Annotated in this window: 23 protein-coding genes; 13 read left to right on the forward strand and 10 right to left on the reverse strand. The window is 74.3% G+C overall.

The genetic code is table 11. From position 1 onward, the window contains the following. The 3 genes from ACPC54_RS20115 (at position 1) to ACPC54_RS20125 (ending at position 3,007) form a co-directional block, all read left to right on the forward strand. Complete coding sequence (locus ACPC54_RS20115) at positions 1-1,977, forward strand: phosphocholine-specific phospholipase C (RefSeq protein WP_498966425.1); 1,977 nt, start codon at positions 1-3, stop codon at positions 1,975-1,977. Between the two features lie 100 nt (positions 1,978-2,077). Beyond that, positions 2,078-2,551 carry a VOC family protein gene (locus ACPC54_RS20120; protein WP_498966427.1) on the forward strand — a complete coding sequence of 158 codons (474 nt, stop codon included), beginning with the start codon at positions 2,078-2,080 and terminating at the stop codon, positions 2,549-2,551. Between the two features lie 6 nt (positions 2,552-2,557). Then, the gene (locus ACPC54_RS20125) at positions 2,558-3,007 is read left to right on the forward strand and encodes an SRPBCC family protein (protein WP_498966428.1); all 450 of its coding nucleotides are present in this window, start codon (positions 2,558-2,560) and stop codon (positions 3,005-3,007) included. Between the two features lie 15 nt (positions 3,008-3,022). Here the strand turns inward: ACPC54_RS20125 and ACPC54_RS20130 are convergent, their stop codons facing one another. Then, a complete protein-coding gene (locus ACPC54_RS20130) occupies positions 3,023-4,300 on the reverse strand; it encodes an FUSC family protein (RefSeq protein ID WP_498966430.1) in 1,278 nt (425 codons plus the stop codon). A gap of 100 nt (positions 4,301-4,400) precedes the next feature. Beyond that, a complete protein-coding gene (locus ACPC54_RS20135) occupies positions 4,401-5,144 on the reverse strand; it encodes a polyprenol monophosphomannose synthase (protein ID WP_498966431.1) in 744 nt (247 codons plus the stop codon). A 250-nt stretch (positions 5,145-5,394) separates the two neighbouring features. Here ACPC54_RS20135 and ACPC54_RS20140 point away from each other — a divergent pair, with 250 nt between their 5' ends. Continuing rightward, positions 5,395-6,264, forward strand: a complete 870-nt coding sequence (locus tag ACPC54_RS20140) for a hypothetical protein (RefSeq protein WP_498966432.1) — start codon at positions 5,395-5,397, stop codon at positions 6,262-6,264. Positions 6,265-6,303: 39 nt separating this feature from the next. On the opposite strand, the gene ACPC54_RS20145 is transcribed toward ACPC54_RS20140, so the two are convergent. Continuing rightward, positions 6,304-7,842 (reverse strand): N,N-dimethylformamidase beta subunit family domain-containing protein, encoded by a 1,539-nt coding sequence (locus ACPC54_RS20145; RefSeq protein ID WP_498966557.1) that lies wholly within the window; start codon positions 7,840-7,842, stop codon positions 6,304-6,306. A gap of 429 nt (positions 7,843-8,271) precedes the next feature. Here ACPC54_RS20145 and ACPC54_RS20150 point away from each other — a divergent pair, with 429 nt between their 5' ends. Continuing rightward, positions 8,272-10,173 (forward strand): APC family permease, encoded by a 1,902-nt coding sequence (locus ACPC54_RS20150; protein ID WP_498966433.1) that lies wholly within the window; start codon positions 8,272-8,274, stop codon positions 10,171-10,173. A gap of 6 nt (positions 10,174-10,179) precedes the next feature. Here the strand turns inward: ACPC54_RS20150 and ACPC54_RS20155 are convergent, their stop codons facing one another. Continuing rightward, positions 10,180-10,503 carry a hypothetical protein gene (locus tag ACPC54_RS20155; RefSeq protein ID WP_498966435.1) on the reverse strand — a complete coding sequence of 108 codons (324 nt, stop codon included), beginning with the start codon at positions 10,501-10,503 and terminating at the stop codon, positions 10,180-10,182. Between the two features lie 84 nt (positions 10,504-10,587). Next, on the reverse strand, positions 10,588-10,857 hold the full coding sequence (locus tag ACPC54_RS20160) for a GlsB/YeaQ/YmgE family stress response membrane protein (RefSeq protein WP_498966436.1): 270 nt from the start codon (positions 10,855-10,857) through the stop codon (positions 10,588-10,590). Positions 10,858-11,092: 235 nt separating this feature from the next. Between ACPC54_RS20160 and ACPC54_RS20165 the strand changes: the two genes are divergently transcribed. Next, a complete protein-coding gene (locus ACPC54_RS20165) occupies positions 11,093-11,458 on the forward strand; it encodes a hypothetical protein (RefSeq protein ID WP_498966438.1) in 366 nt (121 codons plus the stop codon). Positions 11,459-11,480: 22 nt separating this feature from the next. Here ACPC54_RS20165 and ACPC54_RS20170 read toward each other — a convergent pair whose 3' ends face one another. Beyond that, positions 11,481-12,275, reverse strand: coding sequence for a HEAT repeat domain-containing protein (locus ACPC54_RS20170; RefSeq protein WP_498966558.1), 795 nt, complete (start codon positions 12,273-12,275; stop codon positions 11,481-11,483). A 48-nt stretch (positions 12,276-12,323) separates the two neighbouring features. After that, positions 12,324-13,055, reverse strand: coding sequence for a TetR/AcrR family transcriptional regulator C-terminal domain-containing protein (locus ACPC54_RS20175; RefSeq protein WP_498966439.1), 732 nt, complete (start codon positions 13,053-13,055; stop codon positions 12,324-12,326). Between the two features lie 123 nt (positions 13,056-13,178). Here ACPC54_RS20175 and ACPC54_RS20180 point away from each other — a divergent pair, with 123 nt between their 5' ends. Next, on the forward strand, positions 13,179-14,384 hold the full coding sequence (locus ACPC54_RS20180) for an FAD-dependent monooxygenase (RefSeq protein WP_498966441.1): 1,206 nt from the start codon (positions 13,179-13,181) through the stop codon (positions 14,382-14,384). Here the strand turns inward: ACPC54_RS20180 and ACPC54_RS20185 are convergent. Continuing rightward, complete coding sequence (locus ACPC54_RS20185) at positions 14,368-16,353, reverse strand: hypothetical protein (protein ID WP_498966442.1); 1,986 nt, start codon at positions 16,351-16,353, stop codon at positions 14,368-14,370. The genes ACPC54_RS20180 and ACPC54_RS20185 overlap by 17 nt on opposite strands. Before the next feature lie 400 nt (positions 16,354-16,753). Between ACPC54_RS20185 and ACPC54_RS20190 the strand changes: the two genes are divergently transcribed. Continuing rightward, positions 16,754-17,383 (forward strand): CBS domain-containing protein, encoded by a 630-nt coding sequence (locus ACPC54_RS20190; RefSeq protein ID WP_498966444.1) that lies wholly within the window; start codon positions 16,754-16,756, stop codon positions 17,381-17,383. A gap of 206 nt (positions 17,384-17,589) precedes the next feature. Next, entirely contained in the window at positions 17,590-18,240 is a 651-nt protein-coding gene (locus tag ACPC54_RS20195) for a LamG domain-containing protein (RefSeq protein WP_498966446.1), read from the forward strand. A gap of 113 nt (positions 18,241-18,353) precedes the next feature. On the opposite strand, the gene ACPC54_RS20200 is transcribed toward ACPC54_RS20195, so the two are convergent. Next, on the reverse strand, positions 18,354-18,725 hold the full coding sequence (locus ACPC54_RS20200; protein ID WP_498966447.1) for a hypothetical protein: 372 nt from the start codon (positions 18,723-18,725) through the stop codon (positions 18,354-18,356). A 149-nt stretch (positions 18,726-18,874) separates the two neighbouring features. Here ACPC54_RS20200 and ACPC54_RS20205 point away from each other — a divergent pair, with 149 nt between their 5' ends. Further along, positions 18,875-19,303 (forward strand): SHOCT domain-containing protein, encoded by a 429-nt coding sequence (locus tag ACPC54_RS20205; RefSeq protein ID WP_498966449.1) that lies wholly within the window; start codon positions 18,875-18,877, stop codon positions 19,301-19,303. A 117-nt stretch (positions 19,304-19,420) separates the two neighbouring features. On the opposite strand, the gene ACPC54_RS20210 is transcribed toward ACPC54_RS20205, so the two are convergent. Beyond that, on the reverse strand, positions 19,421-19,831 hold the full coding sequence (locus ACPC54_RS20210) for an organic hydroperoxide resistance protein (RefSeq protein WP_498966451.1): 411 nt from the start codon (positions 19,829-19,831) through the stop codon (positions 19,421-19,423). A 167-nt stretch (positions 19,832-19,998) separates the two neighbouring features. Here ACPC54_RS20210 and ACPC54_RS20215 point away from each other — a divergent pair, with 167 nt between their 5' ends. The 3 genes from ACPC54_RS20215 to ACPC54_RS20225 all read left to right on the forward strand — a co-directional run bounded on the left by ACPC54_RS20215 (position 19,999) and on the right by ACPC54_RS20225 (position 22,092). After that, complete coding sequence (locus ACPC54_RS20215; protein ID WP_498966452.1) at positions 19,999-20,472, forward strand: MarR family winged helix-turn-helix transcriptional regulator; 474 nt, start codon at positions 19,999-20,001, stop codon at positions 20,470-20,472. Positions 20,473-20,719: 247 nt separating this feature from the next. After that, positions 20,720-21,289: an RNA polymerase sigma factor gene (locus ACPC54_RS20220; RefSeq protein WP_498966453.1), complete on the forward strand. Its 570-nt coding sequence runs from the start codon at positions 20,720-20,722 to the stop codon at positions 21,287-21,289. Continuing rightward, on the forward strand, positions 21,286-22,092 hold the full coding sequence (locus tag ACPC54_RS20225; protein ID WP_498966454.1) for a hypothetical protein: 807 nt from the start codon (positions 21,286-21,288) through the stop codon (positions 22,090-22,092). The genes ACPC54_RS20220 and ACPC54_RS20225 overlap by 4 nt, the downstream gene beginning before the upstream one ends. The last annotated feature ends 98 nt before the right edge of the window (positions 22,093-22,190 follow it).

Here is a 22,190-nt window from a genome sequence, read left to right on the forward strand (position 1 = left end):
ATGCCCGAGCTCTCCCGCCGCACCTTCGTCGGCGCCACCGCGGCCGCCGGCGCCACCGCCCTGACCGGCCTCGCCGCCACCCCCGCCGCGGCCGCCCGCCCCGAGGCCGAGCCCACCGGCACCATCAAGGACGTCAGGCACGTCGTCGTCCTGATGCAGGAGAACCGCTCCTTCGACCACTACTTCGGCACGCTGAACGGCGTGCGCGGCTTCGGTGACAAGCAGGCCCTCCAATTCCCGGACGGCACCGACGTGTTCCGCCAGCCCGACAGCCGGCGCAGCGACGGCGGCGTGATGCTGCCCTACCGGATGGACACCTCGAAGTACAACGCGCAGAACGCCGGCGGCCTCGCCCACGACTGGGCGACCGGCCACCAGGCCATCAACGACGGCGCGATGAACAAGTGGATCGCCGCCAAGGGCGAGCGCACCATGGGCTACTTCACCCGCGAGGACATCCCCTACCAGTACGCCCTCGCCGACGCCTTCACCCTCTGCGACGCGTACTTCACCTCGCTCGCCGGCCCCACCGACCCCAACCGCCTCTACCTGTGGACCGGCACCGCCGGCCCCGGCCGCGACGGCACCACCGGCCCGTGGATCGACAACACCCCGGTCACCGACAACCCGGTCGCCGACTGGACCACCTACGCCGAGCGCCTGCAGGCCGCCGGCGTCTCGTGGCGCGTCTACCACAACCCCAGCAAGGACGACCGCACCGGCGACTACGACGACAACGCGCTCTCCTACTTCAAGCAGTTCCACGCCTTCCCGCACGACGACCCGCGCTACGTCAACGCGATGACGAAGTTCGACCCCGCCGACTTCGACCGCCACTGCAAGGACGGCACCCTGCCGACGATCTCCTGGCTGGTCGCGCCCTACCTGTTCTCCGAACACCCGGCGGCCGGCCCGGCCTACGGCGCGCACTGGGTCAACCAGGCGCTGCAGTCGCTGATGTCCAACCCGGACGTCTGGCAGCACACCGTCTTCCTGGTCATGTACGACGAGAACGACGGCTACTTCGACCACATGGTCCCGCCCACCCCCGAGCCCGGCACCCCCGAGGAGTTCACCCACGGCCGCGCCATCGGCCTCGGCAACCGCGTCCCGCTCTGGGTGGCCTCGCCCTGGTCGCGCGGCGGCTGGGTCAACTCCCAGGTCTTCGACCACACTTCGGTGCTGCGCTTCATGGAGCTGGTCACCGGGGTCGCCGAGCCGAACATCTCCGCCTGGCGCCGCGCGGTCTGCGGCGACCTCACCAGCTGCTTCGACTTCGCCGCCCCGGACCACTCGATCCCGCCCCTGCCCGACACCAACGCCCTGATGGCCAGGGCCGACGCGGGCGCCAAGCTGCCCGGCGTCGCCCTGCCGGCGGCCGGCGCCCAGTCGATGCCCGTCCAGGAGCGCGGCGAGCGCCCGCACCGCCCGCTGCCGTACCAGCCGTGGGCCGACGTCGAGGTGGACCGCAGGACCGGCAAGGTCACCTGCACGATGAGCAACGACGGTTCGGTCGCCTTCCCGTACGCCGTCTACCCGAACATCGCGCTGCCCTTCGCCGGCACCCCGTACACCGTCGCCCCCGGCGCCACCGCGCGGTACGTCTGGGACGCGGCCGCCACCAACGGCCGCTACGACTTCAGCGTCCACGGCCCGGACGGCTTCGTCCGCCGCTTCGCTGGCACCGTCGTGCGCGACGGGCAGGACGGCCAGAACGACGTCGGCGTGCCGATCGTCACCGCCGACCTGCGCGGCGACCTGCGGCTCACCCTCCAGGTCGCCAACGACGGCCTCACCGACGTCGCCTTCACCGCCGCGCCCAACGACTTCGCGGGCACCGCGCGCACGGTCTGGGTCAAGCCCGGCAAGCAGACCGAGCTGTCCTGGCCGCTGGACGGGCAGGGCCGCTACGACGTCACCGTCACCGCGCACACCGGCCTGCGCTTCGCCCAGCGCTACGCGGGCTGGGTCCACTGAGGGACCGGCCGACCGGTCGTCAACCGGCCGGGGGCGCCGATCCGGTGACCCCCGGCCGTGGCTGGGCCGCACTGTCCGACCCCGGCGCTACCGTCGGCCCATGCAGAAGATCGCCACCTTCCTCTGGTACGACGGTCGGGCCGAAGAGGCCGCCACCTTCTACACCTCGCTGTTCCCCGACTCCCGGATCACCCGCGTCGCCCGCTACCCCGACGCCGGCGCGGGCGAGCCCGGCGCGGTCATGACGGTCGACTTCGAGCTCGCCGGCCGCCCGTACGTCGCCCTCAACGGCGGCCCCGCGTTCTCCTTCACCGAGGCCGTCTCGCTCATGGTCGAGTGCGACGACCAGCAGGAGGTCGACGAGCTCTGGGCCAAGCTCACCGCGGACGGCGGCGAGGAGAGCCAGTGCGGCTGGCTCAAGGACCGCTTCGGCCTCTCCTGGCAGATCACCCCGCGGATCCTGCTCGACCTGGTCGGCGACGAGGACCGGGACAAGGCCGCCCGGGTGATGGCCGCGATGATGAAGATGCGGAAGATCGAGATCCAGCCGCTGCTCGACGCGGCCCAGGGCTGAGCCGCCGTGGCCACCCTCACCCACCGCGGCATCGTCTACCTGCGGGCCACCCCCGAGCGGGTCTGGCACGCCCTCACCAACGCCGACGAGTCCGGGCTGTACTGGGGCCACCGCAACGTCTCCACCTGGCTGCCCGGCACGCCCTGGGAGCACCAGCGCACCGACGACTCCGGCATCGCCGACGTGATCGGCATCGTCGAGGTCGCGGACCGGCCGGTCCGCCTGGTCACCAGCTGGGCCGGGCCGCAGGAGCAGCGTGCCGGCGGGCCCTCCCGGGTCACCTTCGACCTGGAGAGCTGGCAGGACCTCACCCGGCTCACCGTCACCCACGAGAACCTGCCCGACGAGACTGCGCGGGCCGACTCCGAACAGGGCTGGTCGGCGGTGCTCTCCAACCTGAAGACCTACCTGGAGACCGGCCACCCGCTCCCGCAGCAGCCCTGGCTGATGCCCTGAGGATCCCGCACGGATTCAGCGCCCGGCGCCCGCCGCCGGGCGCTCCCCGCTCCCGCCGCCGCCGTTTCGGCCGCCTTCGCCCCGGAGCCGTCCGCGCAGCCGGTCGAAGCGGGAGAACCGCTCCCGGCTCGCCACCGCCGCCCGGTCCAGCTCCTCCATCAGCCGCCGGCCGCGGTGGTCGAGGTCCAGCTCGTCCAGGATCCGGTCCACCTCGGCCAGTATCGCGCCGTGCAGCTGCCAGGCCTCCGGATGCTCTTGCACCTTCCGCAGCAGCACCTGGGCGACGTTCTCCCGGCTCGCCCAGGCCGCCGCCAGCTCGGCGGCCAGCCGCTGCTCCGCCTCCTCCGCGTCCCGGCTGACCTGGGTGGTGACCAGCACCGCGAAGCTCACCATCGCCCCGCCCACGTGCGCGAACAGCTCCTCCAGGCCGACCGCGACGTCCGGCGGGAACAGCCGCTCGCCCGGCCCGCGCCGCTTCGCCAGGTCGGTCAGCGACCGGGCCAGCACCCGGATCACCACCACGCAGATCTCCAGCGTGTCCAGCCCGGTGCGCAGCACCAGCCGGGACAGCAGCCCCTCGCTGATCCGCGGATTGAACCGCAGGCTGTCCTCGGCCTGGCGCAGTGCCGCGTCCACCTCCGCGATCGCCTGGTCCAGCCGGCGCGCCTCGTGCAGCCGCTCGGCGGCCCGGGCCACCGGGGTGGGCCGGCCCAGCTCCTCGGCGAGGTCCAGCAGCAGCTGCCGGCCCCGCCGGGCCAGGCCCTCGACGGCCTCCCCGGCGGTGTCCACCCACACCGGCGGTGCGAACACCAGGTTGAACGCCAGCCCGACCGCGGCGCCGATCAGCGTCTCCAGCACCCGGTCCCAGGCCTGCGAGGCGAGCTTGGTGACGCCCAGGACCAGCATCGCGCTGATCGCGACCTCCTGGACGAACTCCTCCACCCGGACGAACCGGCCGATCACCAGCGAGGCCAGGATGATCAGCCCGAGGCTCCACCAGGACAGCCCGACGACGGCGCTGAAGCCGATCGCGATCAGCACCCCGACCACCACCGAGTTGACCCGGCGGATGCTGGTCTTGAGCGTCGAGTAGACGGTGACCTGGACCACCAGCAGCGCCGTCAGCGGCGCCGTGAGCGGGGCGGGCTCGCTGCTGAGCCGGGTCGCGACGGCGTAGGCGAGGGTGGCGGCCACCGTCGCCCGCACGGTCTGGACCACGAACGGCTCACGGGCGCCCCGGCGGACCAGGGCTGTGACGGACTCCGGGACGATCGACTCCGGGACGAGGGCCATGAGGCCCTTCTTTCCCCGCGGCGGCCGTTCACACCGCCGATCGGCCCGCCGGGTACCCGGACGAGTGGTATCCGGCCGATCGGCCGTGCCGTTCGGGTCGTCAGCCGCGCCCGCCGTCGCGGTCGAAGCGCAGCTTCCACGGCGCGAGCGCCGACTCGATCTGCACCGCGAGGCTCATCTTCGAGGCGCCCTCGATCCGCTCCTCGAAGCGGATCGGCACCTCGCGGATCGTCATGCCGCGCCGGACGGCGCGGTAGTTCATCTCGACCTGGAACGAGTAGCCGTTGCTGCGCACGCTCGGCAGGTCGATGGCCCGCAGCGTGTCCGCCCGCCAGGCCTTGAACCCGGCGGTCGCGTCCCGCACGCCCAGCCCGAGGATCGCGTTGACGTAGAAGTTGGCCCAGGCGGAGAGAGCCTTGCGGTGCCACGGCCACTCGGCGGCCGTCGAGCCGCCGGGCACGTAGCGGGAGCCGAGCACCACGGCGGTGTCGCCGGTCAGCAGGGCGTCCACCATCGCCGGTATCGCCGAGGCCGGGTGCGAGAGGTCGGCGTCCATCTGGACGACGACGTCGGCGCCCTCGTCCAGCGCGCGGGCCATGCCGGCCAGGTAGGCGCGGCCGAGGCCGTCCTTCTCGGTGCGGTGCAGCACGCCGATCGTGCCGCCGGCGTCCGCGGCCAGCTTCTCGGCGACCTCGCCGGTGCCGTCCGGGGAGCTGTCGTCCACCACCAGCAGGTGCAGGTTGGGCACCGGGAGGTCCGCGAGGAGCCCCGCCAGGACCGGAAGGTTCTCCCGTTCGTTGTACGTGGGGACGACGACAACGACCTTGGGGGAGGCCTCGACCATGTTCTGTTTCCCTCGTGCCCTCTCCGGCCGGCTGCCCGGCCCGGCCGGACGCCAGGGCTTGTCCGACAATCCCTGGTCCGCGACGACCTGCTCTCCAATGGACCGTGAGAGTCTATCCGCGCGGTTCACTCCCTCCCGCCACGGGTGTCACCCGGCCCCCCGCCGGGCCCGCGGCGCGGGCACCGGTTTCGACGGCGATGCGTGCGTGTGACAACCTTCCCCGGTTCGGATCAATGCCCCGGGAGCTTCCTTGACCATCCGCCGCACCACCGCCCTGCCCGCCGCCGTGCCGGTCCTCGCCGCCACGGCCCTCGCGCTGACCGCCCTCACCGGCTGCGGCGGGAACGGCTCCGGGCCCGCCACCGGCGCCGCCACGGCGAGCGGCACCGCCACGGCGGCCGCGAGCGGGACGGCGACGGCCGCGGCGACCGCGACCGCGACCGCCGAGGCGACCGGCGCGCCCGCCGGTGCCGACGGCTCGTTCGACCCGGAGGTCGCGATAGCCCACCGCTCCCGCGCGCCGTACGCCGCGAACGTCGTCCTGGTCAGCGAGACGGGGGACGGCGACCAGAAGGTGCGGATCACCGTCACTGGCCGGATGAACTACTACACGCCGGCCCGCGGCGCCCGCACCGAGGGCAAGACCGTCATGGGCGGATCGGTGGTGGTGAACTGGCTGGAGACGCTGACCGTGGACGGCGTCGGCTACCACCGGGACAAGGCCAAGGGCGAGACCACGTGGACGAAGGACCCGCAGGCCGGGGAGGGCGCCGACGCGAGCGGCGAGCAGGTCGCCGCCTACGCCAAGGCCCTGCTGGCGGGCGGCCCCGCCGCCCGCAAGGGCATGGAGACCGAGTCGGGCCTGCCGGTGTACCACCTCGCCGGCCGGCTGACGATGGACCAGGTGCGCCTCGCGGACCCGTCGAACGCCGCGCGGATGGCGGCCCAGGGCGTGGACGGGGTCGACTGCGAGCTGTGGATCGACCGGCTCGGCCGGGGCGTGCGCGGCGCGCAGTCGATGGTGGTCAACGGCAAGACGGTCGTGACCACGGACCACTACTCGGACTTCGGCCCGGCGGAGACCTTCGCCGCCCCGCTCCCGGCCGAGATCGCCCAGTGAGTCGCCCGGTGAGTCGCCCGGTGACCGGCTGACCCCGGGTCAGGACGCGCCGTAGACCGCCGCGAGGTTGTCCCGGGCCGGGCGGGTGCGCCCGGCCGGCCCGGCGGCGAAGGCGCGCAGCACGTTCTCGGTGACCCTGCGCACCAGGTCCCCGGCGTGCACGTCGATCCCGTGGTCGGCCTTCCCGCCGCCGGGGCCGTTCGCGTCCAGGGCCTCCACCCAGCGCATCGTCCCGCTGGCGAACACCCCGGCGCCGCTCGGCACCGTGTAGTAGGCGGTGTCGGAGTGCGAGCGGCGGCCCTCGCAGACCACGGGGGAGTGCGCGACGACCTCGATCGGGCGCGGGGTCGGGAAGGCGGTGTCGACCCGGTCGTACTCGACGCCGACCAGGTGCGGGAACGAGGCCCCGGCCGTCACGCCGGTGCCCTCGAACAGCCAGTGCTCCGGCGAGGTGACCACGTACGGGGCGTCCACCGGGTAGCCGTCGTAGATCACGCCCAGCACGGCGCTCTCCGGGTCCGCGCCCGGGCCGGCCCGGAAGTCGGTGGTGGCCGGCGCGCCGGCCCGGTGACCCGGGTCCTGCGCCCAGGCGTCCTTGTAGCAGACCACCGTGCGGTCCGGGCCCAGCCCGGTCGGCTCGAAACGCACCCGGCGGAAGCAGCAGTTGGCGCCCAGCACCGCGAGGTTCGTCCCGGCGTCGCGGGCCGCGGCCACGTGGGCGCGCTGCTCGGGCGACCAGTACTCGTCGTGGCCCAGGGACAGGACGGCGCTCGCCCCGTGCAGCAGGCCGGGCTCGCGGGCCACGTCGATCCCGGTGGTGTAGGCGAGCTCCAGCCCGAGCTTCTCGGCGAGCGCGATCAGCGGTGCCTCGTACACCAGGAACAGCCCGGCGCCGTGGTCGTAGTCGTACGGCCGGTCGAAGACCACCGTCAGCGAACGGGTCGCCAGGGTGCCGGTCGGCCCGTTGTAGAGGCTGTGACCGCCCCACTCGTTGTAGGCCTGCCAGGTGGCCGGGGCGCTCATCACGACCGTCCGGCCGGTCGTGACGGCGGAGCGGACGGTGAGCGGGACGTAGCGGCGGCCGGAGCCGTCCTCGGCGTCCAGGCGCAGCAGGTAGGCGCCCTCGGGCCAGCCGGCGGTGTCCACATCCAGGGTCCGCTGCCAGCCGGTGAGTACGGTGCGGGTGGCCTCGTCCACGTGCGCGGCGGCCTGCCGGGCACCGGGGACGTGCTCGCGGCGCCAGACCAGGCGGGCGCGGGCCCCGCCGTACCAGCCCATCCGGTAGGCGGAGACGGTGAACGCGGCGGCGCCGGTGGACACGTGCAGGCCGAAGGTCTCGCCGGGCAGCACGCTGACCCGGTCGGCGAAGCCCTCGATCGCGTCGGCCGGGCCCGGGTCGGTGATCTCCCAGCCGGGCGTGCCGGGCAGGTCGCGTTCGGCCGGCTTCCCGGGGGCGCCGGTGTCCCCGGCGTGCCGGGCGGGGGCCGGGGTACCGGCGCCGGCAGCGTCGGGTGTGGGGTGCGGGGCGGGCGCCGGGTCCGCCGGGTGGGCGCCGCAGGACGTGACGGCGGCCGCCATCAGGCCCAGGCCCAGAATCCCCCGCCGGCTCGGCTCCGCCACCGCGGCCTCCCTCGTTCCGTCCGTTCCTGCGCGTCAACTCCGTCCCTGCGCGTCAACGCCGCACGTCAACGTGCTGGCACATCCTTACCCCTTTCGGGCGGTCCATTCCGACCGCCGCGCCGGATGATCGGCACGGCCGAACGGATCGCGCCACCGGAGGAGGCCGTCCGGGCGGCGTCCGGGCGCGCCCTGGCGTGTCCGCGCGCCGACTCCCCGGCTCCGCCACCGGGGTCACCTAGCCTGACCAGGCCCGCCGTCCGGCGGCCAGGGGGCCCGGCGCCGCGATGCGGCCGGCCGAGATCGTGGACAGGGGTGTACGTGGCGTCGTCGGGTTCGGCCGAACGGGGAGTGGCTCCTCCGACACGGGGCGCGAGGTTCCGGGAGTGGATGCTCGAAGGCCTGGCGGACATGGCCAAACAGCACCCCGGACCGCACGCGGAGGCCCCGAGCGAGAAGGGCGCGCACTGGTGGCGCGTCATGTGCCTGACCGGCCTCGACTACTTCTCCACCCTCGGCTACCAACCCGGCATCGCGGCCCTCGCCGCCGGCCTGCTGTCCCCGATCGCCACCATCGTCCTGGTGCTCGTCACCCTCTTCGGCGCGCTGCCGGTCTACCGGCGGGTGGCCGTCGAGAGCCCGCACGGCGAGGGCTCGATCGCCATGCTGGAACGGCTGCTGTCGTTCTGGCAGGGCAAGCTCTTCGTGCTGGCCCTGCTCGGCTTCGCCGCCACGGACTTCGTGATCACCATCACCCTGTCGGCCGCCGACGCGACCGCGCACCTGATCGAGAACCCGCACCTGCACAGCGCCCTGTCCGGCAAGCAGGTGCTGCTCACCCTCATCCTGGTGGCCCTGCTCGGCGGGGTGTTCCTCAAGGGCTTCAGCGAGGCGATCGGCCTGGCCGTCTTCCTCGTCGTGGTCTACCTCTCGCTCAACGTCGTCGTGGTGGTCAACGGCCTCTGGCACGTCGTCAAGGCGCCGCACGTGTTCGGCGACTGGACCGACGGGCTCACCGCCGAGCACGGCAACGCCTTCGCGATGATCGGTGTGGCGTTGATCGTCTTCCCGAAGCTCGCACTGGGCCTGTCCGGCTTCGAGACCGGCGTCGCCGTGATGCCGCACATCGAGGGAGACCCGGACGACACCGAGGAGAAGCCCACCGGCCGCATCCGCGGCGCCCGGCACCTGCTCACCACCGCCGCCGTGATCATGAGCGTCTTCCTGATCACCACCAGCCTCATCACGACCCTGCTCATCCCGAAGGCCGCCTTCGAGAACGGCGGCCAGGCCAACGGGCGAGCCCTCGCCTACCTCGCCCACGAGAATCTCGGCAGCACCTTCGGCAGCATCTACGACCTGTCGACCATCGCCATCCTCTGGTTCGCCGGCGCCTCCGCCATGGCGGGTCTGCTCAACCTCATGCCGCGCTACCTTCCGCGCTACGGCATGGCGCCGCACTGGGCGCGGGCCGTGCGGCCGATGGTCGTCGTGCTGACGCTGATCTCCTTCCTGGTCACCTGGATCTTCGACGCCAACGTCGATGCGCAGGGCGGCGCGTACGCCACCGGTGTGCTGGTGCTGATCAGCTCCGCCGCGGTCGCCGTCACCATCGCCGCGCGCAAGGCCAGGGAGCGGCGCTGGACCATCATCTTCGCCGTGATCGCCGCCGTCTTCCTCTACACCACGGTCGTCAACATCGTGGAGCGGAGCGACGGTGTCAAGATCGGCGCCTGCTTCATCGCGGGCATCGTGCTGGTCTCCCTCCTGTCCCGGCTCAAGCGGTCCTTCGAACTGCGCGTCACCAGCGTCGAGCTGGACGAGGTCGCGGAACGGTTCGTCCGGGACTACACGCACCGCCCGCTGCGCCTGATCGCCAACGAGCCGAACAGCCGGGACCTCGCCGAGTACCGCGACAAGCTCCGTCAGATCCGCCAGGACAACGACATCCCGGCCGAGGACGACCTGGTCTTCGTCGAGGTCACCGTGCTCGACCCGTCCGACTTCGAGGCCGAACTGACCGTGCACGGCGAGGTGCTGCACGACCGCTACCGGGTGCTGGCACTGCAGAGCTCCAGCGTGCCCAACGCGCTGGCCGCCCTGCTGCTCCAGGTGCGCGACCTGACCGGGCAGCAGCCGCACATCTACTTCGAGTGGACCGAGGGCAACCCCTTCGCCCAGTTCCTGCGGTTCTTCCTGTTCGGCCAGGGCGAGATCGCCCCCGTCACCCGCGAGGTCCTGCGCGAGGCCGAACCCGACCGCAGCCGCCGCCCGGCCGTCCACGTCGGCTGAGCCGGGTCAGCCCTCGTCGTTGTCGAAGGGCTCGTCCGACCAGCGGAACCTCGCGCGGTCGCCGCGTATGTGCAGCAGGAACTCGGCGGCGGGCCCGGCCGGGCCGACCAGGGTGAGGGCGCCGTCGATCCGGTCGTAGGCCAGCTCGAACGCCTCGTACTCCTCGGCGTCGACCAGTGCGGCCGATTCGTCGAACCACGGCTTCACCTCGGCGAAGCCCGGTCGCGGCAGGAACCGGCCGTCCGTCCAGGCGAAGTCGCTTTCCTCCACGACGATCTCGCCGAGCAGTTCCTCGCCGCGCAGCAGTCGCCACGTCGTGCCCGTCCGCATCGCGTCGTTCTCCCGTCCGGGCCCGTTCGGCGAGCCCGGAGGGGAGTCTTGCACCTGCCACTGACAATTCCGGCCGGTGCCGGTTCAGCGGGGCGGGCGGGACTTCGTCCAGGCCGGTGCGACGAAGGCCACCAGGGCGACGGCGAAGCCGATCTGGAGGAAGTGGCGGATCCAGTCGATGCCCGAGGTGTGGCGGACGCCGATCCAGCCGGAGACGGCGTTGCCGAGCCAGGCCCCGGCGGCGCCGAGCAGCATGGTCAGCCACCAGGGGATCGACTGCGGTCCGCGCAGGATCAGCTTGGCGATCACGCCCAGCACGAAGCCGATGATCAGGATCCACAGGAGCTGGAACATCGCGGTCCACCTTCCCCGTCGAAGACGCGGTTCGTCCCATGATCGCCCGGGTCGGCCGGACGGGCACGTCGAGGAGCGGGGGGCGGAACCGGGAGTGAGGCCCGGGCCCGGTGGGGTGGGGCGAGATTGGGCCGCCGGGTGGGCCGGAAAGACACTGTCCGCGGAGTATGCCGCGGGCATAGAAAAGGGGGCCACGACGCGGACACCCCGCGTGACTTCCGAGAGGAACCGCCCCATGACCCGACTTCGCGCCGTCGCCGTCACCCTCGGCTGTACCGCCGCCGCCCTCGCCCTGACCATGGGTCCGGCGCAGGCCGCGCCCGGCGACACCAGCAACGTCTGCGCCTCCACGCTGACCCCGGCCGGCTTCGTGGACGTCCAGTGGTGGAACAGCGCCGGCTGCGGTTCCGGCTTCGCCCCGAACTCCAAGCAGATCAAGCAGCTCACCGGGCTCCCGGTGGGCACGGTCGTCAACGCCTGCTCGTCCACCTACCCGCCGGCCGGCTGGACGATCGTCAGCAGCTTCTACAGCTCCGGCTGCCAGTACTCCTCGGTGCCGAGCTTCAACAACAACTCCTGGCAGCTGAAGCGCACCTCCTGACGGCTGCTCGCGGCGGGGCGGCTCAGAAGTCCCGGACCGCCTCGACGGCCTCGCGGACGTCCGGCTGCGGGTCCTTCGCGAGGCCGTCCAGCAGCTCGGTGACGCCCGGGGTGGACCAGTTGTACACGGCCCAGACCAGTTCCCTGCGCACGCCCGGGTCCGGGTGGTCGGCCAGCCGGGCCAGGGCGTCCAGCGGGCCGCGCCGGCGCAGGCCGAACCAGTGCAGGGCGGCCCGCAGTTCGTCCGGGTCGCCCGGGTCCCCGGCCGCCGCGATCCGGGCGAGCAGCACCGGGACGGGCGGCGGCGGACCGTCCAGCGGGTGCGGGTGGCGCTCGCGCAGCCGGCGGTCGCCGTAGCCGCCGCGCAGTCGGCAGCCGAAGCACGTGCAGGGGCGGGTGCCGTGCGCGTTCGGCAGGTAGCGCCAGCCTGCGACCTGGGGCACCGCGCGGACCCGGTGCACCTCGCGGGCCGTCACCGCGCGCGGCAGGACCACCTCCCACCCGCGCGGGTCGGGCAGCGCGGCGATCCGCGCGACCGCCTCGGCGGCGGTGAGCCACCGCTGGGCGTCCTTGGCGCGGTCCCGGTAGTGCCCGACCAGCACCTCCTGCGCGTCGTCCAGCCGGACGTGCACCGCGGCGAGCGCGCCCTTCGGGTGGAACCGGGCCAGCTCGCGCAGCCACTGGTGGGTCAGGGTGTAGGAGGGCAGCACCGGGAAGCAGTACACCCCGCGCACGTCGCCCTGGCCCCGGCTGTCGGCCCGGATGCCGGTGCGGCGGATGCGCGGTGTGTTCGCGGCGGCGGTCAGATGCACGAACATGGCCACGGCGGCCGATGCTAGTGCGTCGAACGCCCCTGGCCCCAGCGGTTATCGCGCGTCGTCGGCCGGTCCGCCGCAGCCGGTCCGCCGGTCGATCAGCGCGGCGAGGCCGTCCAGGATGCGCTCCAGGCCGAAGCCGAGGGCCCGGTCGCGGCCGTCCGGGTCGGCCATGGCGTCGGCCAGCGCGGGGTAGCGGTCGGCGTTCTGCCGCACCACGGACCCGAGCGCGGCGAGGAGTTCGGCCTCCGGGGAGCCGCCGGGCCCGGCCGCGCGCGTCTGGAGGGCGATGCCGCGGACGTGTCCGGCGAGCAGGGCGGCGGCGTCCATCCGCTCGGGGCCGGTGAGGCCCTTGCCCTCCAGTACCGCCACCACCCGCTCCAGCCAGGCGAGTTCGCGCGGTCCGACCGGCCGGGGGCCGACCGTGGCGTCCAGTAGCCACGGGTGGTGGGCGAAGCATTCGGTCAACGCGAGTGCCCAGGCGGTGAGTTGTTCCCGCCAGTCGGCCCCGTCCGGGGCCGCGGGCGGCTCGGCGGACGCCGACTCGACCATCAGCGCCACGAGTTCGGCCTTGCCGGGCACGTAGCGGTACAGGGACATCTTGGTGAAGTCGAGCTGCCCGGCCACCTTCTGCATGGAGACCGCGGCGAGGCCCTCGGCATCGGCGATCTCGACGCCCGCCGCCGCGATCCGCTCCAGGCTGAGCGCCGGCTTCGGGCCGCGGGTCGGTCGTGCCGGAGGCCCCCAGAGCAGTCGCAGGGTGTCGTCCGCCGTCTCGCTCACGTGCCGCTCCCGTCCGGGGATTGTCTGTTCGACCCAACTGCGTCTACCGTACACAGCAAGAAATAGTGTCCAGTGGACGCAGTTTTTGCTGTGCTCCCCGATCGTCGAACGGAGCGGACCTCCATGAGCGCCGTGAACACCACGGTCCTGATCTCCGGTGCCGGCATCGCCGGCCCTGCCCTGGCCCACTGGCTCGGCCGGTACGGCTTCGCGGTCACCGTCGTCGAACGCGCGCCCGCGCTGCGCGGCGGCGGCCAGAACGTCGACTTCCGCGGCCGCACCCACCTGACCGTCCTGGAACGGATGGGCGTGCTCGACGAGTTGCGCGCACTCGACACCGGCGGCAGCCCGATCACCTTCGTCGACCCGGACGGCCGCCGACTGCTCCACCTGCCCGCCGAGTTCGCGGGCGGCGAGGTGGAACTCCCGCGCGGCGAACTGGCCCGGCTGCTGCACCGGCACAGCAGCGCCCGCGCCGAGTACGTCTTCGGCGACTCGATCACCGCGCTGGCCGAGCACGCGAGCGGCGTCCGGGTCGAGTTCCGGCACGGCGCGCCGCGCGACGTCGACCTGGTGATCGGCGCGGACGGACTGCACTCCACCGTCCGGCGGCTCGCCTTCGGCCCGGAACAGCGCTACGTCCGCCACCTCGGCTACTACGCGGCCACCTGGGAACTGCCGAACGACGGCACGCCGCCGCCCACCGGATCGGTCGGGCTCAACGTGCCCGGCCGGCTCGCCTCGCTCGGCGCCGACCACCGCGACCCGGGCCGGGCCAGGGCCTTCTGCCTCTTCGCCTCGCCCGAGGTCGCGTACGACCGGCACGACCCCGAGCAGCAGAAGGCCCTGGTCCGGCAGGCCTTCACGGGCCTCGGCTGGCGGGTGCCCGAACTGCTGGCGAGCCTGGACGCCGCGCCCGAGCCGTACTTCGACGCCATCAGCCGCGCCGACCTGCCCGCCTGGTCCAATGGCCGGATCGCCCTGCTCGGCGACGCCGCCTGCGGTGCCACCATCGGCGGCATGGGCACCGGCACCGGCGTGGTGGCCGCGTACGTGCTGGCCGGCGAACTCGCCCGGGCCCGCGGCGACCACCGCACCGCCTTCGCCCGGTACGAGCGGCTGCTGCGCGACTACGCCCGGGGCTGCCAGAAGGGCGGCGACCGCACCGGGCCGTTCCTGGCGCCGCGCACGGCGACCGGGCTGCGGCTGCGCAACGGGCTGCTCAACCGGCGCTGGGTGCTGCGGCGGATGCTGGAACTGGGCAAGCAGGTGTCGAGCGTCGAACTGCCGGACTACGACGGGGCGTCGCGGGTCAGTGCGGCGGGGTGATGCGGGCGCCGCCGTCCAGCACCGCCTCGACCTGGACGGCCGCGGGCCCGGGGCGTTCGACGGCCAGGGTGCGGTCCGGGACGGCCCGGTCGGCCGACCAGTCCGGGCCCTTGACGGTGAGCCGGGCGACCCGCCGGCTGCCCGCCGCCAGCAGGAACTCCGTCCCCTGCGGGGAGCGCCACCAGGCCCAGGCCGCCACGTCCGGCTCGAAGCGGCTGCAGGCCCGGCCCGGGCCGCCGCCGGTGCGCTGCGGGGTGCGGGAGGACGGCAGCAGGACGGCGGTGGCGGCGCTGCCGGTGCCGTCCCAGCGGTCGGCGCGCAGGCAGTACCAGGCGGCGGCCCCCGCGTTCTGCGGCAGCTGCTGGTTCGCGAAGGCCCACAGGCTCAGTTGCCGGACGCCCGGTGTGCCGTCCGGGGCGGTGCAGCCGGCGCGGGCCCAGGCCTGCAGGGCGTCCTGGCCGGTGGCCTCGGACGGGGACTGCGGCGGGGACTGGGACAGGGACTGGGTCGGGGGCTGGGCTTGGGCCGGGGGCGGTGACTGCGGCTGGGTGCGGTCCGGCGGCGGGGACCAGGTGAGGTGTGCGGGGACGAGGCCGCCCAGGTCGGCCAGCAGGAAGCCGGACCGCTCCGCGAGCTGCGGCGCGGAGTGCAGGTGGAGCACGGTGGCGCCCCGGCAGTCGGCGAACCCGCCGCCCGGCGCCGCGGCCGTCACCCCGTCCGGGCGCTCCAACGGGTGGGCGGGGGCGTCGGATTGGTCGATCCGGCGGGTGTCCGCGTCCTCCACCCAGGGGGCCAGCAGGTACCGGACGGCGGTGCCCTGACGGCGCAGCACCACGGCGCCCGCCGTCGCCGGGTCCGCGTCGTCGGCGCGGGCGAGGTCCAGGCCGCCGTCCCGGCCGTCGCTGTACCGGGCGATCCGCTGCCCGTCGAACAGCACCACCACGCCGGTTCCGTCCACCGTGTCGGCGAACAGCAGGTGCGGCGGCGCGGTCGGCGGGGAGGCGTCGGTACCCGGCTCGGCACGGGTCCGCGGGCCCGGCTGGGCCCAGGCGGCCAGCGCGCGGCCCAGCAGTGCCCCGTCGTCCCGGCGGTTGCCCCGGGCGGGCCAGGCCGAGAAGTCGACCCGCGTCGTGTGCTGCCACGCGTCCGGTGCCACCCGGACCAGCCGGCCCGGATCGGTCGCTCCGCCCGGTGGCGGCGCGGCCTGCGGTCCGGCGGCGGGCCCGGCCGGGCCGGCGGCGCCCAGCACCGCCGCCGGGCCGGTCAGCCCCAGCACGCCCACCGCGAGCGCGGCGGTCAGCGAACGGCGGCGGCGCAGCAGGTCGGTGGGCTGCACCCGGACCGCGCACGGGTCGAAGGCGGGCGCGTCCGGCCCCGGCCCGGCGGGCACCTCGGCGGCGGCCGCCACCGCCACCGCCGCCTCCGGCCCCGCCGCGCCGGCCTGCCGCAGCACGTCGGCGGCGGCCCCGGCGCCCAGCCCCTCCACGGCGCGCAGCGCGAACGCGGCCCGAGCCTGGGCGTCCAGCGCGGCGAGCGCGCGGTCCAGGGCCGCGTCCTCCTCCCCGCCGTGCGGCGTGAACAGCCGCAGACCCCACACCCGGGGCGCCAGCACCCGCCGCACCGGCCGCGGCCGCAGCGCGGCGCGCAGCACCCGCAGGCGAAGTGCCGCGTACATCTCGTCCTCGGTGGGAGCTGCCGGAGCTGCCGGCGTCGTGGGCGTCGTGGTGGACGGGGGGCCGGCGGGCGGCGGCGCCCCGGTGCGACGGGACCAGCGGGAGGGCAGGGCGTGCTGGACGGCGGCGTGCGCCGCCAGCACCCGGCTGTGCCGGTCCCGGTCGGCGGGCAACGCCAGGTACGCGAGCCGGACCAGCCGGCGGTAGTGGCGCACCAACGCGGCCTCCGCCCGGGCCACCGGGCGCTCCGCCACGCCCGGGCGCAGCCGTGGCGCGCCCACCGTCCGTCCTGCCAACAGGCCCTCCCGGATCCGCCCGTACTGTCGTGGTGGACGGTCCAACGAGTCGATCATGTGACGGTTGCGTCGTCCGTGGAGTCCGCCGGTCCGCGGCCGCGCACCGGGGCTCCGTGGCGTGCTCGCCCCGCCCGGTGCCGTCGTCCTTGCCGCCGGCGATTCGGCGGCGGCGGTCTGCGGGGGCGGGAGGCCGGTGGAATGCCGCGTTCGGCGCGTGTTCGCAGCTCAGGGGCCAAGGTCCCACCCGTTCGGCCCCTTGGCCCCTGGCCTTTCGGGCCGCCGGGCGCGATGCTGCCGGTACCGGCCGGGGGCCGGTGCCGTCCGGGCCGATCCGCGCCCGGCCGGACCAGCGTGGTGGACGAGGTGAACCGGCGTGCGGCATGCCACCGTCGAATCTGTGATGACCAGCCCCGTGGTGCGGATCGCGCCCGAGACCGGGTTCCGGGAGATCGTCGCGCTGCTGGCCGAGTACGACATCACCGGGATGCCGGTGGTGGACCCGGACGGGCGGCCGCTCGGCGTGGTCTCGGAGGCCGACCTGCTGCGCACCCTGGCCGCGCAGGAGGACCCGCACAGCCTGCTGCCGGCCCCCGAACCGGCCCGGGCGGGCCGCGGCGGCGCCGTCACCGCCGCCGATCTGATGACCGCGCAGCCGGTCTGCACCACGCCCGGCACCAGCGTGGTCGCGGCCGCCCGGCTGATGAGCCGGCACGGGCTGAAGCGACTGCCGGTGCTGGACGAGGAGGGGCGGGTCATCGGCATGGTCAGCCGCGGGGACCTGCTGCGGGTGTTCCTGCGCGAGGACGTGGTGATCCGGCGGGAGATCGTCGAGGAGGTGCTCGGCCGGATCGAGGGGGTCAGCCCGGCGCAGGTCGGGGTGGAGGTCGACCAGGGCCGGGTGGTGCTCAGCGGGACGGTGCCGGAGCCGCACCTGGTGCCGATCGTGCTCAACCTGTGCCGCTCGGTGGACGGCGTGGTCTCGGTGACCGACCGGCTGGAGGCGGGCGACGCGCCGACCCCGGTCGGATGACGGCCCGCGGGGTGGCCGGACCTGAGAGGTGCCCGGACGGCGCGGGCGGTGTCGACGGCCGGTCGACGGCGCGGCTGGGGTGGTTCGACGGCGCGCGGTGCGGACCTGAGTGGTCCACTTCGCATACTGCGGAGTGTATCGGGTAACTCACTCTGTGTGCCCGGCGGGTCGGACTGCCGGGGCGCCGGAGGCATGGGGAGGCGGCCGTGACAGTCGTGTTCGACGCGGACTTCACTTCGACCAGACAGTGGATCGCCGGGCGCACCAGCGCTTACCCGAGAATGGGGCCGACCAACCGGAGCGACCACAAGCTCGACTACCTGAGCCACGGCTACTGCCCCGGCGGGGTGTTCGCCGCCCGCCGGCGGCGCGCCGGCGGCCTGTGGACCTGCAACCTGCTCACCACGGAGGGAAGTCCGGAGGGCTTCCAGCTGCGTACCGGGGACGTGCTCTCGGCGAGGGTGACGCTGCCGGTCGAGCTGGGCGCCTGGCCGGCGATCTGGACCTGGCGGGACGGCGGGAACGAGGTGGACGTCTTCGAGTACCACCCCGACAACCCGGACCTGTTGGAGATCTCCAACCACGTCCGGGGCGGCTTCCGCTACTGGCACGGCGGCAGCGCCGGGGTCGGCCCCGGGGCCACCTTCGGCCTGCGGGTGGTGCTCGGCGCGCACTCGGTGGACTGGTACGTGGAGGAAGAGCTGGTCTACGCGGACCTGCACGGGGTCGGGGCGGGCTGGCACGCCTACCTGATCGTCAACCTGTCGGTGGCGGACGGGATCTACCACGACCGGCCGCCGCTGGACGGGCCGGACCGGCTCAGCTGGGTCTGCCACAGCCTGCAGGTCGAGCGGTGACGGGTGGCGGCGGTGCCGGTGTCGGTGCCGATTCCGGGGCGCCGGTTCCGGTTCCGGTTCCGGTGCCCGTGGCATTCGTTCCCGGCGTGGAGGTGGGCTGCGGGGTGCCGTGATCATGGCGGGAAGGAGGCCGTGATCGGCCCGTGCGGGCCGCTGCGCTGGAACCAGACGGTGCGCCGGTAGGGGCCGATGTGCGCCGGATCGGCCACGTACAGGTCGTCGCGGGGTGCGCGCTCGTTGCCGGGGGCCAGCGCCGCGTCCACCGCCTGGTCGGCGATCGCGCGCAGCAGGGCGGTGGCGGTCGCCTCGGCCGCGTTCGGGGCGATGGCCAAGGCGGTCAGTTCGGCCCAGAGGGGTATCGAGACGTAGCCGATCGGGGAGCCGCCCAGCGCCGGGTGGGGGCCGGCGTCCCCGAGGCGGCGCAGCACCCCGGCCGCGACGAGCCGCTCGGGCGAGCGCTCGTCGGGCGGCGGGTGGTGGGTCATGGCCGCAACGTACCCCGCCAGGCCCGGTCTCCGTGCCGAAACGATTTCTCAGGCTTTCCTCATGCCGCTTCCCGCCGTCGCGGGCGCACGATGGTGATAAGGCGCTGATCGCCTCGGCGGGCCCGAAGGGGCCGGAGGAGGAGGTCCTGATGAGGCACTGGCACGGATTCGGGCCCGGTTTCGGGCACGGTCACGGTTTCGGGCGCGGCCACGGGCTGAGCGGCTGGGGCATCGGGCTGATGACGGTCGGCTCACTGCTGGTCCTGGCGCTGTTGGTGCTGCTGGCCGTCGCGCTGTTCCGGTACGTGTCGCGCTCGCGGCAACCGGTCCCGCACGGCTCGGCGGGCCCCGGCGGGGCCGGGTCGCCGGGCTGGGCGGCCGGTGCGGCCGCTCCCACCGGGGGCGGTGGGAGCGGAGGTCCTTCCGGCGCGGTCGGCCCGCCGGGGGTCTACGGGCCGACGCCGGAGCAACTGCTCGCGGAGCGATTCGCCCGCGGCGAGATCGACGCGGACGAGTACCGGCACAGACTCGACACGCTGCGCTCGGCGAACGGGCCGGGTGCGCCGGGTGCGGGGTGACTGCGTCGGGTGACGGGTGACGGGTGACGGGTGACGGGTGACGGGTGACCGCGCCGGGCTCGGGTGACCGCGGGGCCGCCCCAGGGGACACGACCCCCCGGGGCGGCCCCGTGAGGGTTACTCGACGACCAGCTCGACCGGGATGTTGCCCCGGGTGGCGCGGGAGTACGGGCAGACCTCGTGCGCCTGCTTGACCAGCAGCTCGCCGCTGCCGTCCGCGAGCGCCTCGGGGAGTTCGACGCGCAGGACGACGGCGAGGCCGAAGCCGGCGCCGTCCTTGCCGATGGAGACCTCCGCGGTGACCGAGACCTCGCTGGTGTCCACCCGGGACTGGCGGCCCACCAGGCCGAGGGCGCTGGCGAAGCAGGCCGCGTATCCCGCCGCGAACAGCTGCTCGGGGTTGGTGCCGTTGCCGTCGCCGCCCAGCGCGGCCGGCATCGCCAGCGCGAGGTCCAGCCGGCCGTCCGAGCTCACCGCGCGGCCCTCACGGCCGTTGGCGGTGGCTGCTGCGGTGTAGATCGCGTCCATGTCGGTTCCTTCGCTCTTCGGTCGGAGTGCTGCTGTCGTTGCTGTTCCTGCCGTGGCAGGGGCTGAGCCGGCCGGTTTCCCGGGCCGTCCCTGCCGTGCATTTAGTAAAGCACGCAATTCAATTGCGCACAACTCAATGACGCGAAAGCGATCGGTAGGATGGAGGCATGACGACGCTTCCCGGCATGACGGACGAGGACCTGCTCCGCCTCGACCAGCAGATCTGCTTCTCCCTGAACGCGGCCTCCCGCGCGTTCGGCGGCGTCTACCGCGTCCTGCTCAAGGACCTGGGTCTCACCTACCCCCAGTACCTGGTCATGCTCGTGCTCTGGGAGGACGGCGACCTGCCGGTCAAGCGGATCGGCGAGCGCCTGCGGCTCGACTCCGGCACCCTGTCGCCGCTGCTCAAGCGGCTGGAGGCGGCCGGACTGGTGCGCCGCGAGCGCAGTCCGGAGGACGAGCGGTCGGTCACCGTCCGGCTCACCGCCGAGGGCTCGGAGCTGCGCGCGCGGGCCGGGCAGGTGCCGCGCCGGCTGCTCACCGCGACCGGCCTGCCGATCGAGGACATGGCCGCGCTGCGCGTGCTGCTGGACCGGGTCACGGGCGCGCTGGACTCGGCCGCGGTGGACCCGGTGCCGTAGGGCCTGTCAAGTCGGCGGGCGGCGGGGTGTGATCTGGGTCACTCCCGTGCGGTCCGGTGGTGGTCGATCGACCTGAATCGGCAGGTCAGCGGTGGTGTTCGAAAGTGAACGGAAACGTTCGCCGATTGTCGGCCCGATCCGGTCAACATTCGCCCCCTCCGGGACGGTTTACACCACGAGCCCTTCCACGGGCCGTCGGCGTGCCACCCGGTGGGCCGGCCAGCTGACCCACGAAAGGGGGACGGGTGTGAGCACCCCCGGGCCGGGCGAGGAGCGGGCCCTGCGGGCGGACCCGCTCGCCGACCTGCCGGCCGACTTCGAGGCCTTCTTCACCCACGAGAACCCCGGTTACCTCCGCTACGCCCAGCAGCGCCTGCGCCACCGCGAGGACGCGCAGGACGCCGTCCAGAATGCCGGCGCCGCGCTGTACAAGAACTGGCGCCGCGCCCTGGCCAGCGCCGACCCGCAGGCCTACGCCTTCAAGATCGTCAAGGACGCGGTCGTCGACGTCCTGCGCGACCGCCGCCGCACCGAGCGCAAACGACAGCGGGTCATCGCGCAGCGCCGCCCCGACACCAGCCAGGACGAGCTGAACGAACTCGCCGAACTCGACGCCCTGGACTGGGCGATGGACGAACTCGCGCGCGCCGCGCCCGTCCAGGCCGACGTCGTCCGGCTGCGCCAGGCGGGGCTCTCCTACCCCGACATCGGCCGGGCGCTCGGCCTCGCGCACACCACCGCCCGCACCTACTACAGCCTCGGGCGGCGCCACCTGGAGTACCTGCTGGAACACCCGGAAGGCGAGGCGGACGGATGAGGATCGCCGACCTGCTCGACACCCACGCCGCCGCGCTGGAGCGGGAGTTCCGCGACCACGACCCGGTGGCCTTCACCCGGCGGCTCGCCGAACGCCTCGCCGCCGCCCGCAGGCCCGCCCAGCCGCCCCGCGAGCGGCCCGCCCGTCCGCCCTCCGCCGCGCGCCCGCCGCACGCCTTCGGCTCCGGGGACCCGCCGTGGACCGGCGGCCGGGCCGACCTGCGGCGCGACCTGCGGCACCTGTGCGCCGGCGTCGCCGGCGCGGCCGAGCCGGGCGAACTGGCCCTCGACCTCGAACTCGCCGAGAAGACCGCCCTCCGCACCCTCGGCTGCCTGCTCTACGGCATGGGGCGGCCCGGCGACGGCGTCTTCTGGTGGCGGATCGCCGCCCAGTACGGGGACCAACTGGCCGTGCACTGCCTCGCCGTGCACTACGTGGCCGAGGGCGAGCCGGGCGACGCGGCGCGCTGGGCCGGGCGGGCCCAGGACCTCAGCGAACCGGGCCGGCTGCCGGAGCTGGCCCCGGACGCCCGACCGGGCGGCGCGGCCCGGCTGGCCCGGTTGCTCGCGGAGCACTACGACGGCGAGATCCTGCTGATGCTGCGGGACGCTGTGGTGGCGCGGCCGGTGGCGGGCGCCTCTTCGGCGGCCGCAGTGGGCTCCGCAGCGGATTCTGCTGCGGGTTCTGGTGCGGGGGTGGGCGCGGGTGCGGCCGGAGGCGCGACTGCGGCGGTTGCCGGGGTGGCGGCCGCGCGGCTGGGGGAGCGGGCGGTGCGCGGCCGGGGCGTCGTGCGGATCCGGTGACCGGGGGCGGTCGCGGTAGGTGTCCGCTGGCGTGCGGTCGGTGCGCCGCCGACGCGTGGCGGGTGTGCCGCCGATGGGTGGAGCGGGACGGCCGGGGG

The sequence above is a fragment of the Kitasatospora sp. NPDC094028 genome, from assembly GCF_049543595.1.
Taxonomy (GTDB): Bacteria; Actinomycetota; Actinomycetes; order Streptomycetales; family Streptomycetaceae; genus Kitasatospora.

Excerpts from the sequence above, each read along its gene's own strand:
- ACPC54_RS20135 (WP_498966431.1), bottom strand. The coding sequence starts at position 5,144 with ATGGTCGAGGCCTCCCCCAAGGTCGTTGTCGTCGTCCCCACGTACAAC.
- ACPC54_RS20210 (WP_498966451.1), bottom strand. The coding sequence starts at position 19,831 with ATGGACGCGATCTACACCGCAGCAGCCACCGCCAACGGCCGTGAGGGC.
- ACPC54_RS20180 (WP_498966441.1), top strand. The coding sequence starts at position 13,179 with ATGAGCGCCGTGAACACCACGGTCCTGATCTCCGGTGCCGGCATCGCC.
- ACPC54_RS20150 (WP_498966433.1), top strand. The coding sequence starts at position 8,272 with ATGCTCGAAGGCCTGGCGGACATGGCCAAACAGCACCCCGGACCGCAC.
- ACPC54_RS20115 (WP_498966425.1), top strand. The coding sequence starts at position 1 with ATGCCCGAGCTCTCCCGCCGCACCTTCGTCGGCGCCACCGCGGCCGCC.
- ACPC54_RS20205 (WP_498966449.1), top strand. The coding sequence starts at position 18,875 with ATGAGGCACTGGCACGGATTCGGGCCCGGTTTCGGGCACGGTCACGGT.
- ACPC54_RS20200 (WP_498966447.1), bottom strand. The coding sequence starts at position 18,725 with ATGACCCACCACCCGCCGCCCGACGAGCGCTCGCCCGAGCGGCTCGTC.
- ACPC54_RS20215 (WP_498966452.1), top strand. The coding sequence starts at position 19,999 with ATGACGACGCTTCCCGGCATGACGGACGAGGACCTGCTCCGCCTCGAC.
- ACPC54_RS20170 (WP_498966558.1), bottom strand. The coding sequence starts at position 12,275 with ATGTTCGTGCATCTGACCGCCGCCGCGAACACACCGCGCATCCGCCGC.
- ACPC54_RS20130 (WP_498966430.1), bottom strand. The coding sequence starts at position 4,300 with ATGGCCCTCGTCCCGGAGTCGATCGTCCCGGAGTCCGTCACAGCCCTG.
- ACPC54_RS20225 (WP_498966454.1), top strand. The coding sequence starts at position 21,286 with ATGAGGATCGCCGACCTGCTCGACACCCACGCCGCCGCGCTGGAGCGG.
- ACPC54_RS20165 (WP_498966438.1), top strand. The coding sequence starts at position 11,093 with ATGACCCGACTTCGCGCCGTCGCCGTCACCCTCGGCTGTACCGCCGCC.
- ACPC54_RS20190 (WP_498966444.1), top strand. The coding sequence starts at position 16,754 with ATGACCAGCCCCGTGGTGCGGATCGCGCCCGAGACCGGGTTCCGGGAG.
- ACPC54_RS20155 (WP_498966435.1), bottom strand. The coding sequence starts at position 10,503 with ATGCGGACGGGCACGACGTGGCGACTGCTGCGCGGCGAGGAACTGCTC.
- ACPC54_RS20160 (WP_498966436.1), bottom strand. The coding sequence starts at position 10,857 with ATGTTCCAGCTCCTGTGGATCCTGATCATCGGCTTCGTGCTGGGCGTG.
- ACPC54_RS20145 (WP_498966557.1), bottom strand. The coding sequence starts at position 7,842 with ATGGCGGCCGCCGTCACGTCCTGCGGCGCCCACCCGGCGGACCCGGCG.
- ACPC54_RS20120 (WP_498966427.1), top strand. The coding sequence starts at position 2,078 with ATGCAGAAGATCGCCACCTTCCTCTGGTACGACGGTCGGGCCGAAGAG.